A 7,637-nucleotide genomic window follows, 5' to 3' on the forward strand; every position below is an offset into this window, starting at 1 on the left:
TCTAAATTATCACTGTGCCGACCGTAGGCTGGCAAGGTATGATTTTCAAACCGGCCATTGCGATCTCGAGGAATGGTTAAGTTAAATTTCTATACAATTCAGAAATCTTTTATGCATTTACACAACATTCTTGACACTCTCCCCCCGATGGGTGAATTAATCTTCCCTACTTGCTTTCCTTACCCATACTTTATTATAGAATCAATTATTAGCCAATTTATTAGAAAGGGTTAATAAGCTTCTTTGGATGCGCTTTTGCACTTCCGAACCGGATCTGCACCCCGATTTGAGAAGTTCGTTCTTCACCCCGTTTTGGCCCCTTTTTTGGTCGGGGCGTTACACTTTTTTCAAAAAAATCGCTTTAGGGGCTTGCCAACTTAAATAAAGTTCGCTAGAATTGGAAAAAATTAAATAAGAGAAAAATGAGAAAGACGAGTAGGTCATTGATTTGTCCAGTGAGTCAGGGCTAGTGGAAACCTGACCAACCCTCTGCGATTGAATAACACTTTCGAAGATTACTAACCCAAATGCATTGCAAAGTAGGCTTAGTCGTGACCGGAACGTTACCACCGGATGAGTATGTTTGTACTCAATGAAAAGTGGGCTAGTAATACCCTAGCCAACTTGGGTGGTACCGCGGAAATAAGCCTTTCGTCCCTTGTCAAAAGCAAGGGGTGAAAGGCTTATTTTTTTCATCCACGGTTTAACCACAAAGGAGACTTTACAATGTGCGGATTTTTAGCTGTTGATTCTAAGGAATTTGATTTAACGACCTTTTGCGACGCCCTGGAGAAAAACGTTGACCGCGGCCCGGACATGACTGAAACCGTCGAAGAAGACGCGGTGATGTTTGGTTTCAACCGCCTGGCGATCATGGACTTGTCCGACGACGGGATGCAACCCTTCAAGGGCGAAGACTGCACCCTGGTTTGCAACGGGGAAATCTATAACTTCTTACAGCTCAAGGAGAACTTAAAAGACGACTTCAGCTTCCAAAGCTCTAGTGACTGCGAAGTTTTGATCCCGCTCTACCGTAAGTACGGGCTGGACACCATGTGCAAGATGCTCGACGCCGAATTTGCCTTTGTTTTATACGATAAGGTGGCCAAAAAGGTCGTCGCCGGGCGTGACCCGATCGGGATCCGGCCAATGTTTTACGGCTACACCAAGGAGAAGGGCGAAATCGCCTTTGGTTCCACGGCCAAGACCCTGATAGACCTGTGCGACCAAATCTTCCCGTTCCCACCGGGCCACTACTACGACGGCGAAAAGTTCGTTACCTACCGCGACTCAGCCATGGTTACCCGGATGCACACGCCGAGCTTTGAAGAAGCCACGACCGTCATCCGCGACTACCTGGTCAAGGGGGTTGAAAAGCGGCTCCACGCTGACGCTCCGGTGGGCTACCTGTTGTCCGGGGGGCTGGATTCTTCCCTGGTTTGCTCGATCGCATCTAAGTTAATGCCGGGCAAGAAGTTACGGACCTTTGCGATCGGGATGGACCGCAACCCGATCGATCTTAAGTACGCCCGCGAAGTTGCCGACTACTTAGGCACTGACCATACCGAATTCATCATGACTCGCGACGATGTTTTAGGGGCGCTGCGTGAGGTTATTTATACCCTGGAAACCTGGGACATTACGACCATCCGGGCCTCGATCGGAATGTACCTATTGTGCAAGAAGATCCACGAAACGACCGACCTGAAGGTGATCCTGACCGGGGAATGTTCCGACGAAATGTTTGGCTACAAGTACACCGACTACGCCCCGAACGCCGAGGCCTTCCAAAGCGAATCGATGAAGCGGGTCCGCGAACTGTACATGTACGACGTGCTTCGGGCCGACCGTTGCATCTCGGCTAACTCGCTTGAAGGCCGGGTGCCGTTTGCCGACCTCGACTTCGTGGAATACGTGATGTCCTTAGACCCGGACATGAAGATGAACCACTACGACAAGGGGAAGTACCTGTTGCGGATGGCCTTTGCCGGACAAGACTACTTGCCAGACGACATCTTGATGCGGGAAAAGGCGGCCTTCTCCGATGCCGTTGGTCACTCCCTGGTCAACGACTTAAAGGAATACGCCGACGCCAAGTACACGGATGAAGACGTGGCCAAGGCCAGCGAAAAGTACGCCTACAAGACGCCGTTTACCAAGGAATCCTTGCTCTACCGCGACATCTTTGAAGAATTCTTCCCGGGCAAGGCCGAATGGATCAAGGACTACTGGATGCCAAACAGCGACTGGGAAGGTTGCGACGTTGACGACCCATCCGCTCGCGTTCTCTCCAACTACGGGGACTCGGGCAAGTAGTGAGTGCGGACCAACCATAAGGCAGTCCGTGGGCTAAGGATAGGACGGGGGTTGATGCGGAACGCATCGTTCTCCGTCCGGACTTAGCCACTAGGCCTGCGGTTGGGGAGCACGTTATCGGAAGTGCGACTAACCTCCTCGGCAGGCCGTATGGCTAAGTTAGAGATACCGCAAGGAACATTACATTCCTAAATCAAAGGGCGTCAGCGAGTTCATTAATTGAACCACTGGCGCCTTTTCTATCTGTCCTTTTATTTTACACTCCCACTGGCTTAGAGACTAAACCCAGATACTTCGTCAGATTAGTCACTAAATAACTAAATTTTTCATCAGTGATATAAGCACAATCGGTGCGGGGATAACTGAGCAGTTTGTCTTCGTATAAACTCTGAATGGCCGCCAAAGTCTGGCTGGCACTGGCATGATAACGTTTATTCATGGCACTCTGGAGACTGGATAGTGAGAATAGTTGTGGACTAGCTCGTTTTTTGCCTTGCTTTTGGATGTCCTTGATAAAACCGTCCTGTGAGCCTTTCTGAACGTGTTTAGCCTGTATGAATGTCATTAGCCCTGTTTCGTCTTTAAATCGCTGATAGGGGTCTAATTTTGCGACGAATTTTTGCTGATTAGTTAAAGTTTCCGCATTTAGTTCAAAATAAGGTTCCGGCTTAAAGTTTTTGATTGCCTGGTCTCTTTGATAAACCATATACAAAGTTGGCGTCTGTACTCGACCAATCGAGTACACCCCGCGCACCCCGTTTTGTCTTAATAGCAAGGTGTATAAAGGGCTGCCATTCATTCCAATTAACCAGTCGCTAATTTTGTGATTACAAGTGCATGCCCCCATCTTCATGCCGGTTCCGGGTTTGGTGTTGCCGCTGCTTTTTCGTCATTTCCCACTCGGTTTCTTTCAGTCCACGTTCTTTCTTTTGCCGTTGGTAATCTTAATCAAGATGATATAGTACAGTGATGATCGCATCACTAAAGGCCGTCTTTAAGTAATAGTCTGGACTAACTGGCTTATAATTTAGCGGTTGATAATGCCCCATATTTGCTTTTCTGTACTGATCGTCCTTGGCTTGTTGCTCTTTTAACTGCTTTTGGATTTTCTCGATCTGACTGTTCTTAATCGTCGGATCGGCTTTGCATTCGCCAAAAAAGAGTTGTTTAGTGCCATCATGCTTTAAAACCCGTTGTAAGTGATGATTTTCTAACTGATCTAAGCTAAGCTGTCCCGATAAATAAGCTAGTCCTTGTTGATGTTCTTGGGGACTGAACACCTGTGGTGGATTTGCTTGCCACTGTGCAATTGTTTCAGCCTGACATGGCTTTAAAACAGGATCATAGTACATCACGGCTGTATAGGCTTGTTCCTGTTTAATCATTGGTAATTCATTAAAATTGCCGTTAGGAAAGGCTCTTCTTAAAACTTCCTGGTATTGGGTTTGAATAACTTGCTTAACAGCCATGATTGTTCGCAAATCTTTGACTGCGCGAGTAATCTTTTGCTTCTCGGTTGGTGAATACTTTTCTAGTAGACCTTGATCAACGTGATCTAGACTTTCTAAGCTATCATCATGAATCATCAGCGTATATTTAAGCTCGATTTTGACTTCCTTTTCTTGTTGCATTAATAACTTAAAACCAACGTATGGCCGCTTAGTAAAGGTCAATAATTGTTGGGTCAACAAATCATCACGAATGTTCATTAAACGTTCGTTTAATTCACTACCCTTGAAAACTGTTTGTTCGCTATCGGTTTCCTTAACTAATTCTCGTCTTTCAGCTTGCGTGGTCTGTTCAAAATTAAGCTCTGGATAAAGTTTTTTAGTCGTGCGATCAACCACTTTATTTAAGAGTTCATCTGCTTTTTTGAGTGAGCTTTCTTGTTGGTTAATTGTCAATAATTGTTTAGTCACATCTTCACCAACCGCATGTTTAATTAAGGTGCTGTTTTTCCAATTAAATAGCATGCGCCGCTTATCATCTAAGTGCTCCAAACTGATATAAGTTTTCAGTTCATGGCTTAACTCTTTAACTACCCGTTTTTCATTAAACGAGAAGTGTTTACTTAGGCTATCTAAATGACCTCTATTGATTACTTTTTCTTGGTTATTTTTATAACTGGCTTTGGCCTTGCGATAGTCCTTAACTTGTTGGTTAAATTCTTTTCTTTCATGCCGCTTACTATTGATTCCCTCATGTTGCATTGGGGTATCATCTATTCCCTCCTCGATAAATGATCTTTCGCTGATCCGATCGGGAATATTTTTTTGCTCTAAAACTTGATTTACACTAACCGCCCAATTGTGCCGCCATTCAGTTATTTTTTCTTTTTTATCCCAATCAACCAACCAAATTTTTCGGTTTCTCACATTCCCTGCAGGGGTCTTAGTTTTATTACCATGACTATCTAAAATGTATTTGGTTTTTGTTTTCTGTCCCCAAGTACCATCGGGGTTAAATGGGCGATTGGTTAACATCACATGAGCGTGCGGATTATCTGGGTGGTCGCGATGAATTGCTACGTCAGCTACCATACCTTGATCGACAAAATTTTCTTGCACATATTTTGTCAGTAATTCTTTCTGTTCGGATTCACTTAATTCTACCGGTAAAGCCACGTTAAATTCTTTTGCATACCGTGAGTTTGATTTACGATCTTTCTTTTCAACTTCATTCCACAACTGCTCTCGATCACTCGCCCATTCTGGCGCATTTTCGGGAGTTAAAATAAAGCTTTCTGGCATAACCGAGCGGGCATAAAAATAGTGTCGGCCTTCTTGATTATCAAATAATTTTTCACCACTTCGATAAGCGGCACTGGCAATCGCACTTCGTCCTTTACCAGCACTAATATTACTAAAACTCATGTGAAAGATTGCCATGTCAGTCACCTTCTTTCTTTGATTCTATGGGCTTGACTTTGTTGTCGCCATCGGCGACTTCTAATACAGGTTTTAATGGGTTTAGCACAACGTCATCAAAGATGACGTGTAAGTGCACATTGACCTCTTTTCACTCGGTCTTCTGATTCTCTTAACTTTAATTTAGTGTATGCCTTCCGCTTCGCTATTTCAACTTTTATCCTTTGACTTAACGTCCTCTGTATGATATAGTGTCCGTGATTATTTTTTAATATGATTGGAGGGATTGTTATGTCTCAAAGTAACTTAGAAAAACAAGAAGCTAAATTAAAAGCCCTTAATCAAAAAGTTAAGGACGAAAAAAATAAGATTGAACAACGGCTAGGTAAACAAATCATCAGTCAGGCCAATTTAGATTATGCTAATTTATCTAATGACAATATCAAGTCCTTATCCAAAAAAGTATCCGATTTTTTAAAGGAAAAGTCCGTAGATCATTAGTCATAGGAGATGGGGAATTCCATGCCTAATCAATATGAAAAACTAATTGAACAACAAGCGCGTTTAAAGCAAAAAATTGAGCGGGAAGATTTTAAATTACGGCAATCTAAGTATTATGAAAATCGGCAAGCCCGCAAAGCCCGTTCTCGTCGATTAATTCAAAAAGGGGCTTTGCTCGAAAAATACTTTCAAGCTGATAATCTCTCGGTTGAACAAACCGAAGAGCTTTTAAAAACATTTGCCGGTTATGTTAATGCCCATAAGCCGAATAAATTCAAAAACGATCAACCTAATAACTAGGCCGATCGTTTTTATTTTCAGGATTGTTTTTTGGCTTAATTTCTGGATTGTGTTTAGCAAAGTCTTTTAACTGTTTTTGAATTCTTTGTGTAAGCTCTGCTTTACTTTCTTTGTGCTTCCTTTTACTTGATCGCTGTTGAATTATCTTTTGACCCTTACCTCTTCTTTTTGATTTTATGTCAAGTGTAAAATCTGAAATTTTATTTTGATCTAGCTTACTTAAATGACCGATTTCTTTAAAGTTTAAACCGGCTTTGGGAAAGCGATAAATATTACCAAGATCGATCCAGGAAGGTTTCTTCAACCCAGCGGATTGCCAATCTTGAATCGGATAATATTGTTGCTTGATATAAGCCGACTTCTTTTCATACTGACTAGTAATTTTAAAAGCCTCGACCGTCTGTCCTGATACCCGACGAATTAAAACTGGTCGAGACTTGCCACCGTTAGTTTCTACAAAACTAAGAGCCTGTTTAGTGTCTTTTGAGCATGAAGCGAAGAAAGACACTAAACAGGCTCTAACGTATAGGCTGACTAAGTCATTAGTCCTCATCTGGATCGTTGAGCCAATCAGCGACCTCTTTAGCGTCTTTGAACTCGGTGACTGGTGTCCCTTCGGTCGCCTTTAAAAAGCGTAAATTAGCTCTTTCTTCTTCGCTTAAAGACACATTAAAAGGTAAAGCACCATTAGCAACAATCCGCTTGTAAAACATGTTAATGGCCGTGGTTGGATTTAAGCCCAATTCGCTTAAAACTGCTTCGGTATCATCGGCCAAATCTTTATCAATCTTGACTTGGACCCGTTTCTTTTCCTTAACTGCCATGATTGTCTCATCTCCTTTCTTTTACTACTACCGTTATACTACCTTTTGAGTACCTTATCAATAGATAAAACCCTGGCCTCAAATCACTTGAGCTTGGCGTTGATCTAAAGGCTGAACTTTTGAGCTGGTTAGCCTGGTTAGCTCTGGCACTCATTTAAAAGCCCCTATTCTTCTGTTTAAGCCATTTAAATCTAACTTAAGTAAAGGAAGGTTAGTAAGTCTTAAAACTGTTTAGAAAGGATTCTGTAGCCTTTTAGGACTAGTAGTACAACCCACTGTTGTCGTTGTCGGCCGACTTTTCTTCTTCGGGGTGTTTGGCCGCATGTTCTCTAGCCGCTTGTTTATTCCACCAAACGCCAAATAGGTTTTGCATGGTGCCGTACAGGTAGTTTTCCACGTTCTTGATGTGCTTCTCATTGCTTCTTAGGGCGTTAAAGTAACGTCTCAAGGCTTTAGTCATTAAAAATTTAAGTTCTTCGTCGTCCAGTGGGATTATGACGCCAATATCTNCATTAAAAATTTAAGTTCTTCGTCGTCCAGTGGGATTATGACGCCAATATCTTTATGATCCTTCTTAACTCGGTACTTAGCATTTAAGATAATACCAACGAAGCGACGCATCTGTTGCGGGGTACGGCACCAAAAACTAAGCAGTATTCATCATGTTACAGCACCCAAGTAAAAGCTACGAAGATAAAAACATTCATCCTCAAAATATATAACCTAGAAAAAAGGCCTCCAGTGTTAGAACGTGTTTGGATACTTTGACATTCGATTTGATTTTAGTTAAATTAGATCAAAAACAGGAGTTTTTAATCCATGAAAAGCT

The 7,637-nt window shown here is 42.7% G+C and carries 5 protein-coding genes, 3 pseudogenes and 1 other annotated feature; of the genes and pseudogenes, 3 read left to right on the forward strand and 5 right to left on the reverse strand.

Annotation, left to right across the window (positions count from 1 at the left end; genetic code table 11):
- Positions 1-413 precede the first annotated feature (413 nt).
- Positions 414-662: a binding site (T-box leader), on the forward strand.
- A 64-nt stretch (positions 663-726) separates the two neighbouring features.
- Positions 727-2,316: an asparagine synthase B gene (asnB, locus tag ACOV1R_RS15470; RefSeq protein WP_181590116.1), complete on the forward strand. Its 1,590-nt coding sequence runs from the start codon at positions 727-729 to the stop codon at positions 2,314-2,316.
- Between the two features lie 259 nt (positions 2,317-2,575).
- Here asnB and ACOV1R_RS15475 read toward each other — a convergent pair.
- Both ACOV1R_RS15475 and mobQ read right to left on the reverse strand, forming a co-directional pair.
- Positions 2,576-3,169: pseudogene (locus ACOV1R_RS15475) on the reverse strand (DNA topoisomerase); the annotation flags it as partial.
- A pseudogene (mobQ, locus tag ACOV1R_RS15480) lies at positions 3,144-5,204 on the reverse strand (MobQ family relaxase). The pseudogenes mobQ and ACOV1R_RS15475, both read right to left, overlap by 26 nt.
- A gap of 252 nt (positions 5,205-5,456) precedes the next feature.
- On the opposite strand from mobQ, the gene ACOV1R_RS15485 reads away from it, so the two are divergent.
- Positions 5,457-5,684, forward strand: coding sequence for a hypothetical protein (locus ACOV1R_RS15485; RefSeq protein ID WP_181590118.1), 228 nt, complete (start codon positions 5,457-5,459; stop codon positions 5,682-5,684).
- A gap of 21 nt (positions 5,685-5,705) precedes the next feature.
- Positions 5,706-5,984, forward strand: a complete 279-nt coding sequence (locus ACOV1R_RS15490; protein ID WP_181590119.1) for a hypothetical protein — start codon at positions 5,706-5,708, stop codon at positions 5,982-5,984.
- On the opposite strand, the gene ACOV1R_RS15495 is transcribed toward ACOV1R_RS15490, so the two are convergent.
- The 3 genes and pseudogenes from ACOV1R_RS15495 to ACOV1R_RS15505 form a co-directional block, all read right to left on the reverse strand.
- Positions 5,974-6,537, reverse strand: coding sequence for a hypothetical protein (locus ACOV1R_RS15495; protein WP_003646132.1), 564 nt, complete (start codon positions 6,535-6,537; stop codon positions 5,974-5,976). The genes ACOV1R_RS15490 and ACOV1R_RS15495 overlap by 11 nt on opposite strands.
- Entirely contained in the window at positions 6,527-6,808 is a 282-nt protein-coding gene (locus tag ACOV1R_RS15500) for a type II toxin-antitoxin system RelB/DinJ family antitoxin (protein WP_003646131.1), read from the reverse strand. Before ACOV1R_RS15500 ends, ACOV1R_RS15495 begins: the two co-directional genes overlap by 11 nt.
- Before the next feature lie 259 nt (positions 6,809-7,067).
- Positions 7,068-7,462: pseudogene (locus tag ACOV1R_RS15505) on the reverse strand (hypothetical protein); the annotation flags it as partial.
- Positions 7,463-7,637 lie beyond the last annotated feature (175 nt).

The sequence above is a fragment of the Lactiplantibacillus sp. YT640 genome, assembly GCF_049745435.1.
GTDB classification, from domain to species: Bacteria; Bacillota; Bacilli; order Lactobacillales; family Lactobacillaceae; genus Lactiplantibacillus; species Lactiplantibacillus plantarum.